Below are 21,246 nucleotides of genomic sequence, written 5' to 3' on the forward strand. Positions count from 1 at the left end.
GTAACGAAGTGGAAAAAGACAAACGCAACAAGCTCCCTAAACTGCTCGTCACACTCACAGCCACTGTCGCCATCTCTTCCGCCGGCTGGTCTGGCCCGTTCACCGGCAAGGCTTCTGCAGGGGCGGAAGGGATTTTCGTATCGCCGAAAGTTTACTTTACCGTCGAAGACGTATCTTTGGCCAAAGGGACAGGCAAAAGCTCTCTGCACTTCACGCTGCTGCTTCACAATGAAGGAAGCGGAACCGTCGATCTGAACGCGTTTGCGGTCAGCGTAAACGCGCCGGACGGAAGCAGATACACGCCTAAGCTCAGCGGAACTTCCTCCGCCCGGGTATGGCCGGATTCGACGGGACGCTACATATATACGGCCGAGGTTTCCTCGCAGGCTTCGCTCGATACCTTGAAGCTTTCGCTGAACCGCTGGGCTTCGGACGGGATCTCGAAGGGAGCGGGCATCGGCAGCCTGCCGCTTGCGGCCGACGCGGCTCCCGCCCCGGATAAGCCGGTCCGGGTTCAACTGAACGAAGCGGATGCGTCGCTGCCCGAGGATGCCGTGCTGACGATCCGGGCGAAGGACTCCATCCGCTGGAACCGCGACAGCGGCCAGGAGCTGTACACCCACTTGACGGTTGTCAATCAGGGATCGGCAGCCCTCAAGTGGAACGACAACGTCCTGCTGTCCGTGCAGGACGCCAAGGGCCGCACCTACACGGCTGCGGTCGTCGGTGGAGCGGACACCCTCCTGGAGCCGCAGGAGCCGGCCGTCCTGACGGTGAAAACATCCGCTGCGGGCAGCGCATCGCCCGGAACGGCCTTGAAGCTCGTCCTCGGCGCGAAAAACAGCGGAGGCGCCTTCACGATCGGGACTGTGCCGGTTCCGGATGAAACGACTGCCGTGGGCGTGGGGGACACCATCCCTTACGTTTACGGCGACGGGCTTGAACTGACGTACCGCAGCGCGGTGGTCAACGCCAAAACCGACGGGACGACCGTGCAGACCGTAGTCGAATTCCGCAACACGGCCAAGGAGTACGTCCGGCTGCCGGATTTGTCCGCGGTGTACCAGTTCGGCAGCCGCGCAACCGTCGACGGCGTGATCGACGCGAAGCCGGCCTTGGCTTTTCTCGCTCCGGGCGAATCGGCGTCGTACCGCTACACCGCGTCTCTGCCGGCGGGCGTCTCCAAACACGCGATCGAGCTTCTGCTGCTCGCGAAGGAGTCGTCGGCGGAGACCGCGCCCGAGAGCGGCGGCGGATCAACCGGCTCGGCAGCCGCATCCGGTACGCCGGGCACGTCCGCCTCGGGCGCGAAGGCAACCGCGTCGTCCGCCGGGACGACCGCGGGCAGCGCGGCCTCTTCCGCGGACAAAGCGGCCGCCTCGGCGGACTCTTCCTCCGCAGCCGCATCATCGTCCGGCTCCGGCAAGAACACGTCCGCCGGCTCGACCGGCTACGTGCCGGCGGCCGCGCTGTCCCTCGCCAAGGCGGAATCCGGCAAGGGCGGCGAATATGCGGCCGCCCGGCCGTACACCCTTGGCGAGAAGCTGCCGCTTCCGAATGGAGCGCTGGAAGCGGGGCTCGGCGTTTCGCTTGTGGAATTCCACAAGCACGAGAACGAAGAGTACGGCTATCAGACCGCCGTCGCCAAGTACAAGTTCACCAACACGTCCGGCAAAACGCTGGATCTGCCGCAGCTCGGCATGGAACTGACTACGCCGGACGGGCTCGTCTACGCGGGCGCTCGCCAGTCGTCGGCAACCGCAAGCATTCTTCCGGGTACATCCGCGGTGGTGAGCTACTCCTACATGATCCCGCCGTCGGACAAGACGGAAACGCTCGCCATGACGGTCACGGACGCCAACAAGATGTCGCTCGGTTCCTACAAGGTCGCCTACCAGGCGGAGGCGGAGAACGGGCCGGTATCGTTCTATCCGTTTGAGGTTGCGTTTAACGATTCCACGGTCGGCTGGACTTACAGCACGAAGACCGATGCTCAGTATACGTATAAACTGACACTGGATATGACGATTACACGCAAAGAGCAGGTGATCGTGGATTCGAATTTCTCCAAAATGGAGATCGAACTGCTTGATCCCGACAACCGCTCTCTGGCCAGTCAGACGGTTCCGTTCCTGGGCACCGGCCGCCTCGTATCCGGCAAGCAGACGTTCTTCTTTAACGATGTCAAATCGGAGCAGTTCAGCTCGGGCGCCCATTTTAATATCTACGAAGTGATTGAAACTCCGAACGGTCCCGTGAGACGTCTGATCAAAACGATCCAGGGCTGACCGCCGCAAATGAAATCACGAAAAAACGCCGCCGACAAGCGGCGTTTTTTTTTTTTTTTGAAAGAAAAAAAACTTTCTGGAGTGATCTCATAAAGACTTTTTTCAATTATATATTGTTAAATAAAAATTAACGTTGTAAAATTCCGCTTCCTTTACTAGCATAGAGGGGACGCGTAAATCCGGAAAGCAGGGATGCGGGCACTTATACAGAATACGATTCGGGCGCTCAGCGGATAGCTGGTCCTGTCGATAGAGGAGTGAGTCGGAGTTGAAACGTTTTGCACAGGCATCCTATGTCATGTACTTTCTGGCGGGATTGGTTATCACGACGATCGGTTCCGTGCTGCCGCAAATTTTACGGCATTACGAGGTCACTTACACAATGGGAGGCCAGCTTGTTTTCTGGGGATCTATCGGATTTCTGGTCGGAGTGCCGGTGGCGACTCTTTTGTTAAACCGCTTTAGCGAAAAGCAGATCTTGGCGCTGGCGTGTCTGATTATTGCGGGTTCCCAGTTTATGATGTGGTCGCTTCCGCCGTTTTCGGCTCTGCTGGCGATCAATTTTACGAATTGCCTCGGAACGGCTGCCGTCGAAACGATTGTGGCGACGCTCATGATGGAGGTTTTTGTGAAGCGCCGGGCGGTTGTGATGAGCTACCTGGAAGTCTCGTTCGGCCTGGGGGCCCTGCTGATGCCCGTCATTTCCAGCCTGCTGATCTCGGTGGATTTGTGGAGATACTCGTTCGTGGTTACGGGAGTCATGGCCCTTGCGATGACGGGAGTGTGGGTCGTTATTACCTACTCCAAAACGGACCTCGACGAAAACGCCGCGAAGGACGCAAGCAACATGGCGCCGCCCGAAAACATTTCGGCCCGCCTGAAATGGCTGCTGCTCGTTTTCTTCGGCTTTATGATTTTTATGTACTGCGGAATCGAAGGAAGCATGAACAATTTCCTGTCTTCCATCTTTATCTCGTACCTGGATGCGGCGCCTTTCCTTGCGGCACTCAGCGTCGGTCTGTTCTGGGGAGCGATGGTTCTGGGGCGTCTCGCCACGGGCTGGATTATCCGGAAGGTCACTTACAGCCGGTTTCTGTTTATCAGTATGGCAAGCAGCCTGATCGTGCTGGCCGCCTTCATCGTGCTGCATAACATCTGGACCGGGTATGTCCTGATTATTGCGCTCGGCTTGCTGCTGTCCGGCGTGTATTCGATTACGATGGTGTATGCCAATCATACGTTTCCGGGTCTCGCCCGGCTTGTGACAAGTCTGATTACCGGCCTGGCGGGTCTGGGGGGAGCCGTTTTCCCGGCGTTGATCGGATATGTCATGGATCAGGCGGGCAGTTCCTGGGCGCTCTGGATGACGGTCGGCTTCGCCGTGTTCTATCTGCTCGGTCTTGCGGTGGTCGAAGCCGTCTACAAAAAAACGGGCGGGTCCGGCAATCCCGCGCAAGCTTCCTAAAGCAGGAAGTCCGGCAGCGGACGGCCGCCGGTACGTACAAAAAACCGCCTTCGGGCGGGCGCAATGCGTTTGCAGCGCCTGCCGCCGAAAGGCGGTTTTTTTGTATGTAACCAGGTGGATGAGTGACGTCCCGTTCATTAAATGAACGGAAACTCTTCCGGGTTCGTTTTTACGGGGGTGGCGTCGTATCCTTCCGTAAGCAGGTCGAGTTTGCCCGTTTGTGGGTTCATGACCAGGCCGTGTACCGGAAGGTTTTTCGGCAGAAGCGGGTGATTGCGGATAATGTTCACGCTTCCGATGACCGCTTCGTCGATCTGCTCGAAACCCGTCAGCCACTTGTCGAGGTTGATGCCGGAGTTGTGCAGGGTGTCCAGCACTTCGTTCTGCACGCCGCGTTCCCGCGCCTTGCTCAGAACCTTCTCCGAGTTCAAGCCGGTCATGCCGCAGTCGCGGTGTCCGATTACGAGTACTTCATCGGCGTCCAGCTCGTACACGGCCACGATAATGCTCCGCATAATACTTCCGAACGGGTGGGAGACGAGAGCGCCGGCATTTTTAATGATTTTGGAGTCGCCGTTGCGCAGGTTCATCGCTTTGGGAAGCAGTTCCACCAGACGGGTGTCCATGCAGGTCAGGATAACCATCCGTTTATCGGGAAACTTGGTTGTCAAATACTGCTCGTACTCTTTGGATTCCACAAACGCTTCATTGTAATTTAGAATTTCGGAAATTAAACTCATATAAATCCTCCGCTTCTTTTGTGTGGTTTCTTTTTATGGCAAAGACAGCCTGGGGGCCGTCTCATGCTAATTCACGCAGTTGACCAGTCTCATGGCCGGATTGTAGGTCTGCTGGCTGCTTTTCAGGACATAGGTTCCCCGCTGGGGCATATAGTCGACCGACAGATTCTCCTCGAAGAAAACTTCTTTGCGAGGATCGTACTGCACGGTGAACGCATTGCTCTGCGCTTCTACGTCTCCTTCGGTATGAACGGCTTGTATGTGAAGAGCGGCTACGCCGGCCAAGGCGCATCCGCAGCCTTCCGTATCGTAAAAAAGCCTAAGGATCGCGCCTTCGGGCAGACGGTTAGTCAGGGCTTCGACGGCCGCTTCGCTAAAGTGAATATACATTCGTAAGCTCCCTCCTTTTTATCAATTGTATCACAAACGGAAGAATTTGATTATCTCCCGCATAGAAAGTATGATGACAGTATACCTGTTTAGTGAAAGGAGAATCCACCATGAGCCAGACAGACTATCAGGGCAAACTGGATGAATTCCGCAAATACATACGTAAGATCAAACATTATGAAGAAGCAGTCGGCCTCATTTATTGGGACTTGCGCACCGGGGCTCCCAAGAAGGGCGCATCCGAACGTTCCGAAGTTATCGGCGAGCTGTCCACCGAAGCGTTCCGGTTATCGGTATCCGACCAAATGGGCGAATACCTGGATTTCTTCTCCAATGCGGCGCGCATCGAGGAGCTTGACGAAACGAACCGGCGCATCGTTCAGGAAGCCAAGAAGGAATTTGACCGCAGCAAAAAAATTCCGCCTGAAAAATACCAGGACTACGTCGTGCTGACCTCCAAAGCGGAAAGCGCATGGGAAGAGGCGAAGGAAAAGAACGATTTCGCCATGTTCCAGCCTTACCTGGAAAAAATCGTGGAGACGAACCTGGAATTCGTCGAGCTTTGGGGCTACAAAGGGCATAAATACAATACCCTTCTCGATATGTACGAACCCGGCATGACCGTCGAGAAGCTGGACGAAGTGTTCGGGGCTCTTCGCAGCGAAGTGGTGCCTCTCCTGGCCGAAATCAAGAAAGCGCCGCAGCCGGACCGTTCATTCCTGCGCCAGACGTTCGACAAAGAGAAGCAGAAGCATTTCTCGTTGTTCATCTTAAAGGAACTGGGCTACGACTTTGAAGCGGGACGTCTGGACGAGACCGTGCATCCGTTCGCGACCGGCCTGAATCCGGGCGATGTCCGCATCACGACCCGTTATCTGCCTGAAGACGCGACAAGCGCGCTCTTCGGTACGATTCACGAGTGCGGGCATGCGCTCTATGAGCAGAACATTTCGGAAGATTTGATCGGAACGAATCTGTGCACGGGAACGTCGATGGGCATTCACGAGTCACAATCCCGTTTCTGGGAGAATATGGTAGGAAGAAGCCGCGAGTTCTGGTCCCGCTATTACGCCGATCTGCAGCGGACCTTCCCCGGACAGTTCGACAAGGTGAGCGAAGAGGCGTTTTACCGAGCGATTAACCATACCGAGCCTTCGCTGATCCGGATTGAAGCCGATGAACTGACCTACAATCTCCACATCATGATCCGCTACGAGCTTGAAAAAGCGCTGTTCAGCGGTGAGCTCAAGGTCGCCGATCTGCCCGAAGCCTGGAACGCGAAATACCGCGAGTACCTGGGCATCGAGGCGGACACGAACGCGGAAGGCGTGCTTCAGGATGTGCACTGGGCCGGCGGTTCCTTCGGGTACTTCCCGTCTTATGCGCTCGGAAACATGTACGCCGCCCAGTTCACCAACACGCTGCGCAAAGAAATTCCGGCGTTTGACGAGCTGCTGGTCAAAGGCGATTTTGCTCCGATCAAACAGTTCCTGGTCGAGAACATTTACCGCTACGGCAAATCCCAGACGCCTAACGAGATCGTCCGCCGCGTGACGGGCGAAGATCTCAATCCGCAGTATCTGGTGGATTATCTCAAGGACAAATATAAGCCGCTTTACGGCTTAAGCTGATAGAAGTTGTAAAAAAACGCCCCGGATGACGTTGGCCGCTTCGGCCACCGCCTTTCGGGGCGTTTTTTTTGCGTGGAGGGCCTTCCGCCCGTTAACCCGCCCGCCTGCTTGTGCATAAGCTGATAGCAATCAAGAAGAATGGAGGAGACGCCATGAAACGAAGATCTATCGTCTTCCTCCTGCTGTCGGTGCTGTTGGCGGGATTGGTTCTGCCGGGCTGCTCGAAACAGGAAGAAGTCAGCAAAATCCGTATCGGTGAAGTCACGAGATCGATCTTTTACGCGCCTCAATATGTCGCGCTTTCGCAAGGCTTTTTCAAGGACGAGGGACTGGAAGTGGACCTGACCACTACGGCCGGAGGGGACAAAACGATGACCGCGCTGCTCTCCGGCGGCATCGACGTGGCGCTGGTCGGATCGGAAACGTCGATTTACGTGCATCAGCAGGGAAGCGACGATCCCGTCATCAATTTTGCCCAGCTTACACAGACGGACGGCACCTTTCTCGTATCGCGCACGAAACCGGCCGGAGATTTCGATTGGAACTCTCTTAAGGGAGAAACCTTCCTCGGCCAGCGCAAGGGCGGAATGCCGCAAATGGCCGGCGAATTTGCGCTGCGGAAGCACGGCATTGACCCTCAAAAGGACCTAAACCTGATCCAGAATGTCGATTTTGCGAACATCGCTTCCGCTTTTTCTTCCGGCACCGGGGAATATGTCCAGCTTTTCGAGCCTCAGGCATCTGTATTCGAGAAAGAGGGAAGAGGATACGTGCTGGCCTCGTTCGGCGTCGAAAGCGGCAAACTGCCGTACACCGTTTACATGGCGAAACAAAGTTTTATCAAGAAAAACCCGAACGCGGTCCAGAAGTTTACGAATGCCGTACAGCGGGCCCAGAACTGGATGCACTCGAAAAGCATTAACGAAATCGCGGATGCGGTTCTGCCTTATTTTAAGGATACCGATCCGGAAATCGTGAGAAGCGTGGTGAAACGGTATAAAGATCAGAACACCTACTCGGCCGATCCCATCATAGACGAAGCGGAATGGAGCAACCTCCAGGACGTCATGACTCAGGCGGGTGAGCTGAAAACGAAGGCCGATTGGAGCAAGCTGGTGGACAACAGTTTTGCCGAGAAAGCCAAGGTGAACGCGAAGTGAGCAGGCATGGCCTGCCTAATGCCGCGGCTGCCGGCTCTGGCCGGGTGGCCTTTCTCATGCAAGCGGATAAGGAGGGATGCGGTCATGGATACAGCGGCCACGGTTCAAGTTAACGGCATGACGCATGTGTACGTGTCGGACGCCCAGGCGAACCCGGCACTGGAAAATATCGGGCTGACGATCCGCCCCGGCGAGTTCGTCAGCCTGCTTGGCCCGAGCGGATGCGGCAAAACGACGCTTTTGTCCATCATCGCCGGTTTGATCCGGCCCACCCGGGGGCAGGTGCTGATTAACGGCCGGGAAATCGTTTCCCCTACTTCCCGGGTCGGGTATATGCTTCAGCAGGATTACCTGTTTCCGTGGAGGACGATTTACGGCAATGCCGTCATCGGACTCGAGCTGCTGGGCAGGCTGAACAAGGAAACGGAGGCGTACGTCGATCATCTCCTGGAGGAGATGGGGCTTGCCGCATTCCGCGATTACCGGCCCGCCCAGTTGTCGGGCGGAATGAGGCAGCGCGTCGCTCTCGTCCGGACGCTGGCCGCGAAGCCCGAGCTGTTGCTTCTGGATGAGCCGTTCTCCGCGCTCGATTACCAGACTAAGCTGCAGCTGGAGGATCTCGTCGTGCAGACGCTCCGTTCACGGGGCAAAACGGCGCTGCTCGTCACGCATGATATCACGGAAGCCATCGCGATGAGCGACCGGATTATCCTGCTTGAACCGCACCCGGGCCGGATTCGGCGGGAGATTGCCGTGCCTGAGCACATCCGGCGGACGCTGCCTGTCGAAGCGAGAGAAAAGCCGGGATTTCACGAGCTTTTCCACGAGATATGGCAGGAATTCGAGCGTATGGGCGGAAAGGAGGCGGAAACGTGAACCATCATCCGGCAAATGAAACTCCGCAGAATCAAGAAGCCGGTATCCACGCACAGGTGCAAGGCCGGGAGCATACGGACGGCAGAACGCTTGCGGATGCTATCCATGCGGCTCACCTGGAGACCAAACGCAAAGTTGCGGTTCGGGTCCGTGTCACCCAACTGCTTATCCTCGTGATCGGCCTGGGCATATGGGAAGCCGCGGGCCGCCTGAAATGGATCGATGTGCTGCTGTTCAGCTATCCGAGCAAAGTGTTTGTTCTCCTGGCTTCCAAAATTGCGGACGGATCCATTTTTCCCCACACGGGATACACCGTCTATGAGACGGTTGTCGGCTTCGTGCTCGGCACGCTTTTCGGGACGGCGCTGGCGATGCTGCTCTGGTGGTCGCCTTTCCTGTCGCGCGTGCTCGATCCGTACATCGTCGTGCTGAACAGCATGCCGAAAGTGGCGCTGGGTCCGCTGTTTATCGTCGGCTTCGGTCCCGGGATGCTGTCCATTATCGCGACGACGCTTTCGGTGACGGTCATCATTACGACGCTTGTGGTATACGGGAGCTTCAAGGAAGTCGACGACAATTACGTGAAAGTCGTCCGGATCTTCGGGGGGAGCCGAGGCGAGGTCTTCCGCAAGGTGATCCTTCCCGCCTCTTTCCCCACGATCGTGGCAACGTTGAAAGCGAACGTCGGCCTCGCCTGGGTCGGGGTCATCGTCGGCGAGTTCCTGGTTTCCAAGATGGGACTCGGCTACCTCATCGTGTACGGTTTCCAGGTGTTCAATTTCACGCTCGTCATAGCAAGTCTGGTCGTCATCGCGATCGTCGCGACCTTTATGTATCAGGCCGTCGTCTACCTGGAGAATAAATTGATGTCCCGCCGGTAAGTCTGATAGAAGCGTAACATGCCGGCTCTTGTGACCGGTGGACTTGAACAATATCGCCGAACATGGAATAATCGAAGCAGAAAAAATTCACTCGACGGAGCAAACATCTATGAACATTCCTTTCATCGGCATTCGCGTCTTAAAAACGGCTTTGGCCGTCATCGTATCGATTACCTTGGCCCGGTGGATCGGCTTAACCAGCCCGAATTCCGCAGGGCTTCTTGCTATTTTGGGCATTCAGGTAACGAAGCGCAGAGGCATCAACAACGCTTTTCAGCGGATTGCGGCTTCCATTCTGGCCGTTCTTTTCGCATCCGTCCTGTTCGGCCTGCTCGGCTTCCGCGTTTGGGTGCTCAGTTTGTTCGTACTTATCGTTTTCCCGGTCCTGCACCGGATCAAGCTGAGCGACGGAGCGGTTACGGCTTCCGTAACCATTTTTCACATCTATAATGCACAGGCGATCAGCGCTCCGCTTATTTTAAATGAAATCATCCTTCTTATCGTCGGGCTGGGAAGCGCCACGCTGATCAACATTTCGTATATGCCCAAAGCGGACAAAGAAATCGAATTTTACCGGTCCAAAGTCGAGAGACTTTTCTCGGATGTATTTCTGCATATTGCCGAACATCTGAGGGATACGACCGTCGTCTGGAACGGCAAGGAACTTCTCGAGCTGGACGATGTGCTGAAAACGGGAACCGAAACGGCAAGCCGGTCGCTTGAGAACGCGCTGCTTTTCGGCACGCATACGTATACGGACATGCAGCTCTATTTTTACATGCGCAACGAGCAGTTCGAATCCCTTCAGCGGATGGCGCTGCTGGTGTCCCAGGTCAGTAAGGAGCTGCCTCTCGGGGAAAGTCTTGCTTCGATTTTCGAAGAGCTTAGCAAAGACTGCAAAGTAGACTATTACACCGGACGCTCAGAGAAAAAGCTGGCCGCCCTGCAGGCGAACTTCAAGATGGAGACGCTGCCGCAGACGCTTTCAGAATTCGAGGCGAGAGCGGCCCTCCAGCAGTTGACCCGCGAGCTGAGCCATTATTTGAACATCGCCAAAAAGCAAAAAAAACAGAAGCCCGCATCCGCGCGCTCCTGATCATGTTGTTGCCCTAGGCGACTCCCCCGAACCAGACGGCCCGGGGCTTTTTATATCGTTGAAATGAAGACTATGCCAGTTTCTCGATTGAAAGAGAAGCGCTTACCGTCGGTGTTCCTCCGCCGATTGCGTTTTGTAAAGTCAACGCGCCCGTATTATCGATCCGGTTTAAGGTCAATACTCCACCGGCCGTTAATTGAACGACAACCTGCCCGGGGTAGGGGTTGTTTCCGGCATTGGTTCCGTAGTTGCTGCATGGGACTAAAGCTGGAGGGAGCGGACCGGCACCATCCGGGTCAAAGAACAAGCCGAAAGCGTTATTTCCGGGTGTAGGGAACACCTCATACGTTATTTTATAAAATCCGCTCTCGTTTATGACAATGCTGGACGGAGGTGCGAATGTGACGGCTGTCGCATTGATGACGAAGCCGTTAAAGGATACGGCCCCGCCTTGCCCCCCCGGTGTGGGTGCAGCGGCTATCGTCTGCGCCTCTGTGCTGCACAAAAAGGCAAACGATGAAATTCCGCCTGCGGGTCCCTGGGGTCCCTGGGGTCCTTGAGGTCCGGCAGGACCTTGGATTCCCTGCGGTCCTTGCGGACCTTGGGCACCGGGGAGTCCTTGCGGTCCTTGCGGTCCAGGAACAGGCGTTACGTTTACGGTAGGCGGGGGACAGGATACTCTTACGATTTTCTTTTTTACAATAACAACTTTCTTTTTTCTTTTCGGCTTACACACGATAACCGTTTTTTTATGACATCTCTTTTTGTGTGGACAACTCATTAAGATACCTCCTCGGAATGTTTAATACAAGATCATCCTATGACAGGTATCTAAGGGTTGAAAGGACTATAACCTATTGTCGGAAAAAGAGGTTAACGCGGAGAGGCAGCCGTTTAGTGTCTATCAATTAAGTCCAGTCAAAATTTTATAGGTTTCATAAAGTGATAGTGGACAATGAGATGCCTCACTATTCAAGGCCCCTTTTAGGGGCTTTTTTTATTCAAAAGATTCACTAAACCCGTAAGATGTCAGACTCAGATCCCTGCTTTATACGGTAACAGGCATAAATATCCCGCGATGAAGCAGTTTGTCTCCCTCGAATCTCTTTTTAGCCACTCTATTCGTTACTGATTTTATGAATAAACGCATTCGAAACATCGAATCGTGGACCCGTTTGCGGATCGCCCGTCAGGCCGGAGCTTCGATAATCCAAAGAAAAGAGCAATAACGCAAGTTTTGGTATTTCCGGTACAACATCTCTTAGTAAGGCGAATGTCCTCCTGGTGGGAGAGGGCTGCACAGGTGTCTTTGCGAAGGAGGATGTCGCTAACCGATGAACCCATCGTGCGGGGGCTGCATCAGCTTCAATAAAGAGCCGTAGCGCATAAAGAAGTTCCGCGCAACCGGGCCGCTTGCTTTGAGCATGGTTTCGGAAGGCTTTGAAGAATCTTCGTGCGGGGTTCTTTTTATCCGCGGTAACGATTCCGTTCGCAGCGGATAAAGCAGCCGATCTAAGTGCCATGAGGAATGGCTGTCGATGGTTTGGGGGCTTATGGCAGTGGAAACACGGCACGGCCAAAGCTCGATTCGTGAAGCGGAACGAAAAGATAACCGGCTGCGTTCAACCGCAGCCGGCTATTGAAGAGTGACCGTTATGGGGCCTGATTTCATCGGGATCGGTTTATTTCCATTTAACTAGTATAAGAAGACGAAGCTTGATTTAATGCGGAATTTACAAATTATCTTGATTTGATTGCGTCCGTTCAATCAACAATCGCCTATGTCCTGCATACACTTGTAATGAATGATTGCATGGAGGAGGTTGAAAGGATGTCAATAGATAGAAATTTGCAAAGCAGAGAGATCATCGTGAAAGCTGTCTGCGGCAAAGGACGCAAATTTTCGCACGTAAGTCATACCGTGACTCCGCCTCATGCTCCAACCAGTATCTTAGGCGCCTGGATTATCAACAATCAGTACGAAGCCGTCAAGTCTGGAGAGGGAGTCGAGGTCGTCGGTACTTACGATATCAACATCTGGTATTCGTATGATCGGAATACGAAAACCGATGTCGCGAAAGAAACGGTATCTTATGCGGAGGTAGTCGGCTTGTCGTACCTCGACAAGCGGCACAAGTCTGCCACAGCGGAAGTTTCTGCGGTCGCAACGCAGGAACCGAACTGTGTGGAAGCGAGCATCTCCGGAGGCGGGAACGTGCTGATCCGCGTAGAGCGCGAATTCCATGTGGAGCTGACGGCGGAAACGAAGGTGCACGTGATCGTGGATCCGAGCGGCGGAGATTACGAGGAGAAGCATGTAGACTTCGATCTCATCGGCGATGATGGAGATTTCGAAGATTTGAACCCCGATCTGCTGGAAGATGATTTAAGTTAAAGGTTACTTCATCATATGCCGCGAAAGAAGCTGGGGCAGAGGGCATTTGCCCTCTTTTTTGTTTCTCCGGGTAAAAATGGGCAGCCGGGAGGAGGACGACTATGCAGCTCTTCGTGCAGTACTCCGGGCGGGATAAGCGGACGGCTTCTGTCATGAGCCGGGAACTGGATCTCCTGAACATTCCGCACGGGGAAAAGCTTCCGGACAAGACGCCTGTGAGAATCGCGGCCTGGGGCAAACTGTCGGCGGAGCAGGAGCGGGTATTGACCGCACTGCCCCGGCGCGCTCTGCTGCAGCCTCCGGAAGCGGTCTCCCTGGCGCTCCGGGAAGAGGACGCAAGGATGCAGCTTGCCGTACACGGCATCCGGACGGTCCCGAACTCCGCGGGAGAGGCGGAAGATCGCCGTGCTCGCGGCAGCCGTCCGGGCGGGCCGTATTCCTACGAATACCGCATACCGGTTTTCCATATGGAGGCCCTCGCCGTTTACCGGCAGAAAAACAACTTGCTGCTGCTTCCCGGCACGGCCGGAAAAAAGCCGTCCGGTTTCCAAGAAGTCAGCCTGGACCAGCAGACGTTTCACACCCAGCGCGCCGTCCGCGAGTCGGTCAAGGCGGTGTACGCCCTTGGCCTCGACTACGGCCTCGTGCATATCGCCATCGAGCCTTCCGGCAGGACGCTCGTGCTGCGCGTAGATCCGTCACCGCCGCCGGATGAGCCTCTGGCGGCGCTCTTCGCGCAAGCGATCGGACGCTATGCCGATCAGCTCTCGCAGGAGCTGGCGCGGACGGAGCCCGCAGTACTCGGGAGCGATCCCGAGTTTCTGCTGGTTAATCCGCGCGGCAAAGTCGTGTCCGCCTCCAAGTATCTGGAGCGGGAAGGCCAGGTCGGCTGCGACGCGATCGTGCTCAGCGGCCACCGCGTCATTCTGCCGCTGGCCGAGCTGCGGCCGCAGCCGAGCAGCGAGCCGGCGCAGCTGGCCGCCAACCTGCGCCGGACGATGCGTACGGCCGCGCGCAAGATTGGCGACGACAGCCTTGCCTGGATCGCCGGCGGCATGCCGCTGCCGGGCTTTCCGCTTGGCGGGCACGTTCATTTCAGCCGCTGCTGGCTGAATTCGCACTTGCTGCGCGCGCTGGATAACTACCTGGCTCTCCCTCTTATGATGATCGAGGGGGAGACGACAGCGCAGCGCCGCCCGCGCTACGGGCTGCTGGGGGATTACCGCCGTCAGCGGCACGGCGGATTTGAGTACCGGACGCTTCCGAGCTGGCTGGTTTCGCCCGAAATCGCCCTCGGCGTGTTCGCGCTTGCGCGGATCATCGCGGACCGTTATTTCGAGCTCGATCAGAGGCCGCTGGACGAGATGGAGGCCCAGGAAAATTATTATGCCGGCAATAAGCCGGCCTTGGCGGATGCCGCGGAAAGCTTATGGGCCGATCTTGAGAAACAGCCTATGTACGGGGAATTCGCAAGGTATCTGCGTCCGCTCCGGGAACAGTCGCGGCGCATGGAAGGCTGGCAGGAACTCGCCGATTTCCGGCGGAGCTGGAAAATCGGCCCCTACGGACGGAAACAGGATACCGTGCAGGAAAACATGCTATAATAGAAGAATCATAGACAGCCTTATCCGCTGAACGTTTCGTCGGAGGTTTAGAATGACTCAATACACACCCATGATCCAACAGTATCTGGCAATCAAGGCTCAGGTGCCGGATGCTTTTTTGTTTTTCCGTTTGGGAGATTTCTATGAATTGTTTTTCGAAGACGCCATCAACGCTTCCCGCGAGCTGGAGATAACCTTGACGGGGCGCGGCGGCGGTACGGAAGAACGGATCCCCATGTGCGGGGTTCCCTATCATTCCGCGGACAATTATATTTCCCGTCTCATCGAGAAAGGCTACAAGGCCGCCATCTGCGAGCAGGTCGAAGACCCTTCCGCAGCCAAAGGCGTCGTCCGCCGGGAAATCGTCCGGATCGTGACGCCGGGCACCGTGATGGACGGCAAGACGCTCGGGGACGCGAACAACAATTACATAGCGGCCGTCGCACAGGTCGGCGGCCGGTACGGCTTCAGCGCCTGCGACGTGTCCACCGGAGAATTGTATGCAACGTCCCTGTCGGACTCGTTCCAAATGCTGATCGACGAGCTGAACGCGTACGCTCCGGCAGAGATTATCGGGGACGGACTGCTTCTTGACCGGGTCCGGGACCAGATTCCGCTTACGGCGAAGTCCACGGTGTTTACGGCGTGGGAGCGGGCGGCGGACGACAAGCTCGCTCCGCAGTTCGGAGGAGAGGCGGCCGGGAAGCTGGACGCCTCCGCAAGACGCGTCGTTTCGCTTCTCCTTGCCTATTTGCATGAAACGCAGAAACAGAGCTTGACTCATATCAAAGAAATTCGCGCCTACTCGCCCCAGCAGTTTATGACGATGGACCCTTTCACCCGGCGCAATCTTGAGCTGGTGGAAACAGTCCGGGAACGCAGCCGTAAAGGGTCGCTCCTGTGGCTGCTGGACGAAACGGTTACCGCCATGGGCGCCCGCATGCTGCGCCGCTGGATCGAGAAGCCGCTGATGCAGGCCGATGCGATCCGCAGCCGGCACGACGCGGTGGAAACGCTGTACAAACAGTTTATACTGCGCGACGATTTGCGCACCGTTTTGAAAGAAGTGTATGATCTGGAGCGGCTCGTCGCCCGGATGGCCTACGGAAGCGCCAACGCCCGGGACATGATTGCGCTCCGTGTATCGCTGGAGCAGGTGCCCCGGCTGAAAGACGTGTGCGCCGGCGCGGGCGCCCGGGTACTCGAACGTCTTGTCGACGAAATGGATCCCTGCTCCGACATCTCGGAGATGATTCTGGGAGCCATCGAAGATGATCCGCCTGTGTCCGTACGCGACGGAGGCATGATCCGCGAAGGCTACCACGACTACCTGGATCAGCTCCGCGAAGCGAGCACCAACGGGAAGAAGTGGATCGCCGAGCTGGAAAGAAGCGAGCGCGAGGCGACCGGTATCAAGTCGCTTAAAGTCGGCTACAACAAAGTGTTCGGTTACTACATCGAGGTAACCAAAGCCAACGTCGGCTCCCTTCCCGAAGGGCGCTACGAGCGCAAGCAGACACTTGCGAACGCGGAACGCTTCGTCACTCCGGAATTGAAGGAGAAAGAAGCGCTTATTCTCGAAGCGGAGGACAAACGCACCGATCTGGAGTACGAGCTGTTCGTTCAGCTTCGCGAACGGATTTCCGCCCAGATCGGACGCCTCCAGAAGCTGGCCGAGGCGATAGCGGAGCTGGACGTGTACCAGTCGCTGGCAGCGGTGAGCGCGTCCAACCGGTTTGTCCGGCCGGAGATCGGCGACGGTTACGACCTGCATATCGAAGAAGGCAGACATCCGGTCGTCGAGGCGGTGCTTGAAAGCGGGGCGTTCATCGAGAACGAGACGAAGCTTACCGCCGGCGACGGAAGCATGCTGCTGATTACCGGCCCGAACATGGCGGGTAAGAGCACGTATATGCGGCAGGTTGCCGTAATCTGCCTGATGGCGCAGATCGGCTGCTTCGTACCGGCAAGCAGCGCCAGGATTCCGATCATCGACCGCATTTTTACTCGGATCGGCGCAGCCGACGACTTGATCGGCGGCCAGAGCACGTTCATGGTGGAGATGATGGACATCCAGGTCATGACGGAGAAGGCCACCGAGCGCAGCCTCGTCATTATCGACGAGCTGGGCCGGGGAACCTCGACAGGGGAGGGCATGGCGATCGCCCAGGCGGTCATCGAGTTCCTCCATCACGAGATCGGGTGCAAAACGCTCGTCTCCACCCATTTTCACGAGCTGGCTCACTTGGAGGAAAGTCTTCCGCAGCTGAGGAACTACTGTATGGCCGTCAAAGAAAGCGGCCAGCAGGTTACGTTCCTGCGCAAGCTGATCCGGGGCGCGGCCAGTACGAGCTACGGCATCTACTGTGCCCAGATCGCGGGCCTGCCGGACGCCATTATATCCCGCTCGTACGAGCTTCTGCAGACTTTCGAAGCACGTGCGGCAGCCGACGGGCCGGAACCGGGAGCCGGGTCATCCGGCGGGGCCGTTCTGACGGAGGAACCTGCGCCCCGTACGTCCGCGAATGCGACAGGGGCCGGGGAGGCGACCGCTCCTTACGGTGTGCCGGATGGAGCGGTGCCCCAGCGCTCCGCCGTGGAGCAGTTGAGTTTTTTTGAGGAGGCGAAGCCGCAGGCACAGGCGCCTTCCGCCAAGCCGGACGCGCAGACGCAAGCGGTCATCGACGAGCTTAAAGCGCTGGATCTGCTGAACATAACACCGCTGCAAGCGATTAATGTCATTTACGAGCTGAAGAAAAAATTACAGGCCTGACAGCGGAAAACCGCTTTTTTCTAATTAAATGGTTCCAAAGAAGAATGACGCACGAAGCCGGGATTAAACGATACCTAGGGTCCGCCCTCCGTTTTCCTACGCATCGTATCTTAATAAAAGGGTGATTATGAATGGGTTTTCCCGGTATTCGTAAATTAAAAGCGGCCGCAGCCGCCGCAGTCGTGTTCGGTGCGGTAATCCCTGCTTCGGCATGGGCTCAGGAGAGCGCGCGCACAACGGATGAAGTAAGACAAGTACTCGGCCAATACCATGTAAGCGGGATTACGACCGATGAGCTTAAAGGTCTGAGCATTGCCGACATGCTGAAAAAAATTAACGCCAAGGACCCGTACACAACATATTTCACTAAAGAACAGCTGGAAAAATTTACGGACAGCCTGGAAAATAATTATTACGGAATCGGCGCCCAGATGGGCTATGACGAGACCGGCGTGTATGCGGACAAAATTTTCGAAGGATCCCCTGCGGAAAAGGGCGGACTAAAAAAAGGCGATTACATTCTGAAAGTCGCCGGCGTTTCCACGCAAGGGAAGAACCTGAGCGAAGTGGTAAGCGGAGTTCTCGGTCCCGAAGGAACCAAAATCGAACTGACAGTCAAGCGGGACGGCAAAGAGCTGAACTTGACATTAACCCGGGCGAAAATTCATTTGCCGAACGTGGAAGGCTACCTCATCACGCCAAGCACCGGTTACATTAAAATCGACAGCTTCTCAAGCGATGCCGATGAAATTTTCGATGCGACGTTTTCGGCTCTGCAAAAAATGGGCATGAAATCGCTGGTCATCGATTTGCGCGATAACCCGGGCGGTCTCGTGGAATCGGCGCAAAATATCGCCTCCAATTTCATCAAGGAAGGCGTCTTCGCCCATACGAAAAACCGTAACAACGAAGATACGCCTCTGCAAATCAAAGGCGGATCGACTCAGAACATTCCGGTCTTTATGCTGCTGAATGAAAATAGCGCCAGCGCTTCCGAAATGCTTGCCGGGGCCTTGAGAGACTATGGAGTTGCCAAAGTGATCGGCATGAAGAGCTACGGCAAGGGAAGCATGCAGAGCTTGCACAGTCTCAGCGACGAAAGCGCCGTGAAGGTGACCTTCGAAGAATATTTGACGCCCAAAATGAAGCCAGTCAACGGAATCGGCATTGCACCCGACATCGAAGCGGACGGTTATACGGCCCAGCTCATTACGGCCCTGCGCAAAGCGGGAACGAATTCCTTCGAGGTGCGGGTAACCAAGCATGACGTAACCGTCAATCAGATGGAAGTGACGGAGCCGTATAGACCGATCCGTGAAGGAGGAAACGTCTTTGTCGCTTCCCGTACGCTGGCAGCCCTGATCGGCGCCGATATCAAGTGGAATCAGGCCGAACAGGCGGTTAACATAAGTACCGGTAAAGGAATCCACACATTCCCGATGTCGCCCGACACCCTTCTGCTCAAGAACGGGACGAGCTACATCAATCTGGATAAATTCGACGATATCTATCCGCAGCTGCACTGGGAAGATGCCGATAATCTTTTGCAGCTGGAGACGGAGAAGGAGTAGGTTAAGATGGGCAAAATTCGGCTTCTTGACGAGCATATCGCCAACCAAATCGCAGCTGGCGAAGTTGTAGAGCGTCCGGCATCGGTCGTAAAGGAACTGGTGGAGAACTCCATTGACGCCGGAAGCAGCCGCATCGATGTCGTGGCGGAAGAAGGCGGATTGCAGCTCATCCGCGTAACCGATAACGGTTCGGGAATCGAGAGCGAGGATTGCGAATTGGCTTTCTACCGCCATGCGACGAGCAAAATTCAGTCGGGGAAAGATCTTTTTTCCATCCGTACCTTGGGATTTCGCGGCGAGGCGCTCCCGAGTATCGCGGCCGTTTCCAAGACGGAATTCGTGACGTCGACGGACGGGAGCGGTCTCGGACGCAAGCTTGCCGTGGAAGGCGGGGACGTCGTTACGCAGGAAGAAACGTCCGCCCGCAAAGGGACGGATATTTCGGTCAAAGAGCTGTTTTACAACACTCCTGCCCGGCTGAAATATATGAAAACCATCCAGACGGAGCTGGGTCATATTTCCGACTATATGTACCGGCTCGCGCTGGCACATCCGGAAATCGCTTTTACATTGAAACATAACGGCAATAGTCTGCTCCAAACTCTCGGCGGAGGCGACCTGCTTCAAGTTATCGCGGGCGTGTACGGGTCGGCTGTCGGCAAGCAGATGATCGCGGTCGGGGGAGAGAGCCTGGATTACAAAATTTCCGGCTACATCTCCCGTCCCGAGCTGAACCGCGCGAACCGCAGCGCCATGTCCATCATGGTAAACGGCCGGTACGTGCGGAGCTTTGCCGTTCAGCATGCCATTATGAGCGGATTTCATACGCTTCTTCCGATCAACCGTTTTCCGGTGGTCGTTTTGCATATTGAGATGGACCCTTCTCTTGTGGATGTGAACGTGCATCCGTCCAAGCTTGAAGTCCGTTTCAGCAAAGAGCCGGAGCTGGTAAAAATGATCGAGGACATGATCAAGGAAGCTTTGGGGCGTCAGGTCCTGATTCCGAAAGGCGTTCAGGCTTCCGCCCGGATCAAGGAATCGTTCGTTCAAGAGACGATGACGCTGTACCGTCCGGAAGCGGATCCCTTGCTGAAGCAGGGAATTACCCCGGCACAGTGGAGAGAACAGCTGTCCGTCCCTGAGGACGGACAAGCCCCAGCTTCCGCGGACAACCGCGAAAGGGCCGGGGAAGGGGATGACATCGCCCAAGAGGCGGACGAGCGCCGGCGCAGCCTGGCTTCGCTCGACTCGCTTGCTCCGCCGGATGCCGCCGGCGAAAGCGGAGACGGATCGGCAGGCTCCGCGGCAGAGGCCCTCGCACCGGACGGTGCCGGCAGGCGGGAGCAGCAGCTCCCTGCCGCCGGCGGACCAACCGGCGAGCAGGCCGGGGCCGAAGCGGCACACAGGCCGCCGGGCGGCGCGGGAGCGCAGGGCGCCGGCAGCGGAGCCGCAGGCTCGTCCGGGCGGGCCGCGGCGGGCGACCGGCGCATAGGCTCCGCCTCGGGCGCGGAAGTCCCGGACGGCGTGCCCGCGCCTGCCGCGCAGGAAGCGGCGGCTTCCCGCCTGCGCGAGCCGCAATCCCGGCCGGCCGCGTCGGAGCCCTACGGCGCTCCGTACGGCTCCGCGGCATACGGTGGCCAGCCGCGCGGCGGGGCGGCCGCCAGTGCTGTGGGCCGTACCGGCCGCGCACCGGCGCCGGACGACCGGCCCTACTCCCGCGAAGCGGCGGGGAGCCTGCTTGCCGCGCTGCCGACGCGCAGCGACAAGGAAGCGCTCAAGCGGCCGGATTTTCCGTCGCTTTCGCCGATCGGCCAGCTGCACGGCACGTATTTGCTCGCCCAGAACGAAGCGGGCTTTTATATGATCGACCAGCATGCCGCCCACGAGCGGATCAATTACGAATACTACTACACCAAGTTCGGAGAACCGCAGGAAGCCAGCCAGGAACTCCTTGTTCCGATCCCGCTGGAGTTTACTTCGGCGGATTTTCAAGCCCTTCGGGACAAGCTGCCGCTTTTGGAGCAGGTAGGCGTTTATCTGGAAGCTTTCGGGGGTAATACGTACCTGGTGAGAGCCTATCCGCACTGGTTTCCGGCAGGAGACGAGCAGGCGATCGTAGAGGAAATGTGCGAATGGATTTTAACGGAGCGCAAAGGAGTGGACCTGTCCAAGCTGCGGGAAAAATCATCCACTCTATGTTCCTGCAAAGCTTCTATCAAAGCCAACCAGAGTCTGAGTACCGCGGAAATGGAGGCCCTGCTTGACCGCTTGGGCGGATGCGGCAATCCTTACACGTGTCCTCACGGCAGACCGATCGTCATTTCGTTTTCGACCTACGAGCTGGAGAAAATGTTCAAACGCGTCATGTAAAAGTTG

General features: G+C 56.6%; 15 protein-coding genes. 12 read left to right on the plus strand and 3 right to left on the minus strand.

Annotated elements, in window-relative coordinates; translation table 11 throughout:
• Positions 1–8 precede the first annotated feature (8 nt).
• Together KVT34_RS02380 and KVT34_RS02385 are read left to right on the plus strand one after the other, a co-directional pair.
• A complete protein-coding gene (locus KVT34_RS02380) occupies positions 9–2,288 on the plus strand; it encodes a hypothetical protein (protein WP_217556483.1) in 2,280 nt (759 codons plus the stop codon).
• A 268-nt stretch (positions 2,289–2,556) separates the two neighbouring features.
• Positions 2,557–3,753 (plus strand): MFS transporter, encoded by a 1,197-nt coding sequence (locus tag KVT34_RS02385; protein ID WP_217556484.1) that lies wholly within the window; start codon positions 2,557–2,559, stop codon positions 3,751–3,753.
• 137 nt (positions 3,754–3,890) lie between these two features.
• Here KVT34_RS02385 and KVT34_RS02390 read toward each other — a convergent pair whose 3' ends face one another.
• Together KVT34_RS02390 and KVT34_RS02395 are read right to left on the minus strand one after the other, a co-directional pair.
• Positions 3,891–4,493, minus strand: a complete 603-nt coding sequence (locus tag KVT34_RS02390) for a beta-class carbonic anhydrase (protein WP_217556485.1) — start codon at positions 4,491–4,493, stop codon at positions 3,891–3,893.
• Between the two features lie 66 nt (positions 4,494–4,559).
• The gene (locus KVT34_RS02395) at positions 4,560–4,883 is read right to left on the minus strand and encodes an iron-sulfur cluster biosynthesis family protein (RefSeq protein WP_217556486.1); all 324 of its coding nucleotides are present in this window, start codon (positions 4,881–4,883) and stop codon (positions 4,560–4,562) included.
• Positions 4,884–4,993: 110 nt separating this feature from the next.
• Between KVT34_RS02395 and KVT34_RS02400 the strand changes: the two genes are divergently transcribed.
• From KVT34_RS02400 to KVT34_RS02420, 5 genes are all read left to right on the plus strand, one after another.
• Complete coding sequence (locus tag KVT34_RS02400) at positions 4,994–6,514, plus strand: carboxypeptidase M32 (RefSeq protein WP_217556487.1); 1,521 nt, start codon at positions 4,994–4,996, stop codon at positions 6,512–6,514.
• A 152-nt stretch (positions 6,515–6,666) separates the two neighbouring features.
• Positions 6,667–7,674, plus strand: a complete 1,008-nt coding sequence (locus KVT34_RS02405; RefSeq protein ID WP_217556488.1) for an ABC transporter substrate-binding protein — start codon at positions 6,667–6,669, stop codon at positions 7,672–7,674.
• A gap of 84 nt (positions 7,675–7,758) precedes the next feature.
• Entirely contained in the window at positions 7,759–8,550 is a 792-nt protein-coding gene (locus KVT34_RS02410; RefSeq protein WP_217556489.1) for an ABC transporter ATP-binding protein, read from the plus strand.
• Positions 8,547–9,431, plus strand: coding sequence for an ABC transporter permease (locus KVT34_RS02415; RefSeq protein WP_217556491.1), 885 nt, complete (start codon positions 8,547–8,549; stop codon positions 9,429–9,431). The genes KVT34_RS02410 and KVT34_RS02415 overlap by 4 nt, the downstream gene beginning before the upstream one ends.
• A 109-nt stretch (positions 9,432–9,540) precedes the next feature.
• Positions 9,541–10,527, plus strand: coding sequence for an aromatic acid exporter family protein (locus KVT34_RS02420; protein ID WP_217556493.1), 987 nt, complete (start codon positions 9,541–9,543; stop codon positions 10,525–10,527).
• Between the two features lie 70 nt (positions 10,528–10,597).
• Here KVT34_RS02420 and KVT34_RS02425 read toward each other — a convergent pair whose 3' ends face one another.
• Positions 10,598–11,308 (minus strand): collagen-like protein, encoded by a 711-nt coding sequence (locus KVT34_RS02425; protein WP_217556494.1) that lies wholly within the window; start codon positions 11,306–11,308, stop codon positions 10,598–10,600.
• Positions 11,309–12,358: 1,050 nt separating this feature from the next.
• On the opposite strand from KVT34_RS02425, the gene KVT34_RS02430 reads away from it, so the two are divergent.
• The 5 genes from KVT34_RS02430 (at position 12,359) to mutL (ending at position 21,240) form a co-directional block, all read left to right on the plus strand.
• Complete coding sequence (locus tag KVT34_RS02430; protein WP_217556495.1) at positions 12,359–12,922, plus strand: outer spore coat protein CotE; 564 nt, start codon at positions 12,359–12,361, stop codon at positions 12,920–12,922.
• A gap of 101 nt (positions 12,923–13,023) precedes the next feature.
• Positions 13,024–14,526 (plus strand): putative amidoligase domain-containing protein, encoded by a 1,503-nt coding sequence (locus tag KVT34_RS02435; protein ID WP_217556496.1) that lies wholly within the window; start codon positions 13,024–13,026, stop codon positions 14,524–14,526.
• Positions 14,527–14,578: 52 nt separating this feature from the next.
• Complete coding sequence (mutS, locus tag KVT34_RS02440; protein WP_217556497.1) at positions 14,579–17,299, plus strand: DNA mismatch repair protein MutS; 2,721 nt, start codon at positions 14,579–14,581, stop codon at positions 17,297–17,299.
• 131 nt (positions 17,300–17,430) lie between these two features.
• Positions 17,431–18,870, plus strand: coding sequence for a S41 family peptidase (locus KVT34_RS02445; RefSeq protein WP_217556498.1), 1,440 nt, complete (start codon positions 17,431–17,433; stop codon positions 18,868–18,870).
• A gap of 6 nt (positions 18,871–18,876) precedes the next feature.
• Positions 18,877–21,240, plus strand: coding sequence for a DNA mismatch repair endonuclease MutL (gene mutL / locus KVT34_RS02450; protein WP_217556499.1), 2,364 nt, complete (start codon positions 18,877–18,879; stop codon positions 21,238–21,240).
• Positions 21,241–21,246: the final 6 nt, after the last annotated feature.

Source organism: Paenibacillus sp. GbtcB18 (assembly GCF_019091125.1).
Taxonomy (GTDB): Bacteria; Bacillota; Bacilli; order Paenibacillales; family NBRC-103111; genus Paenibacillus_F; species Paenibacillus_F chitinolyticus.

Bases quoted from the DNA above. Each gene is read 5' to 3' on its own strand.
- KVT34_RS02435 (WP_217556496.1), top strand. From the start codon at position 13,024: ATGCAGCTCTTCGTGCAGTACTCCGGGCGGGATAAGCGGACGGCTTCT.
- KVT34_RS02390 (WP_217556485.1), bottom strand. From the start codon at position 4,493: ATGAGTTTAATTTCCGAAATTCTAAATTACAATGAAGCGTTTGTGGAA.
- KVT34_RS02410 (WP_217556489.1), top strand. From the start codon at position 7,759: ATGGATACAGCGGCCACGGTTCAAGTTAACGGCATGACGCATGTGTAC.
- KVT34_RS02420 (WP_217556493.1), top strand. From the start codon at position 9,541: ATGAACATTCCTTTCATCGGCATTCGCGTCTTAAAAACGGCTTTGGCC.
- KVT34_RS02445 (WP_217556498.1), top strand. From the start codon at position 17,431: ATGGGTTTTCCCGGTATTCGTAAATTAAAAGCGGCCGCAGCCGCCGCA.
- KVT34_RS02405 (WP_217556488.1), top strand. From the start codon at position 6,667: ATGAAACGAAGATCTATCGTCTTCCTCCTGCTGTCGGTGCTGTTGGCG.
- mutS (WP_217556497.1), top strand. From the start codon at position 14,579: ATGACTCAATACACACCCATGATCCAACAGTATCTGGCAATCAAGGCT.
- KVT34_RS02395 (WP_217556486.1), bottom strand. From the start codon at position 4,883: ATGTATATTCACTTTAGCGAAGCGGCCGTCGAAGCCCTGACTAACCGT.
- KVT34_RS02425 (WP_217556494.1), bottom strand. From the start codon at position 11,308: ATGAGTTGTCCACACAAAAAGAGATGTCATAAAAAAACGGTTATCGTG.
- mutL (WP_217556499.1), top strand. From the start codon at position 18,877: ATGGGCAAAATTCGGCTTCTTGACGAGCATATCGCCAACCAAATCGCA.
- KVT34_RS02400 (WP_217556487.1), top strand. From the start codon at position 4,994: ATGAGCCAGACAGACTATCAGGGCAAACTGGATGAATTCCGCAAATAC.
- KVT34_RS02430 (WP_217556495.1), top strand. From the start codon at position 12,359: ATGTCAATAGATAGAAATTTGCAAAGCAGAGAGATCATCGTGAAAGCT.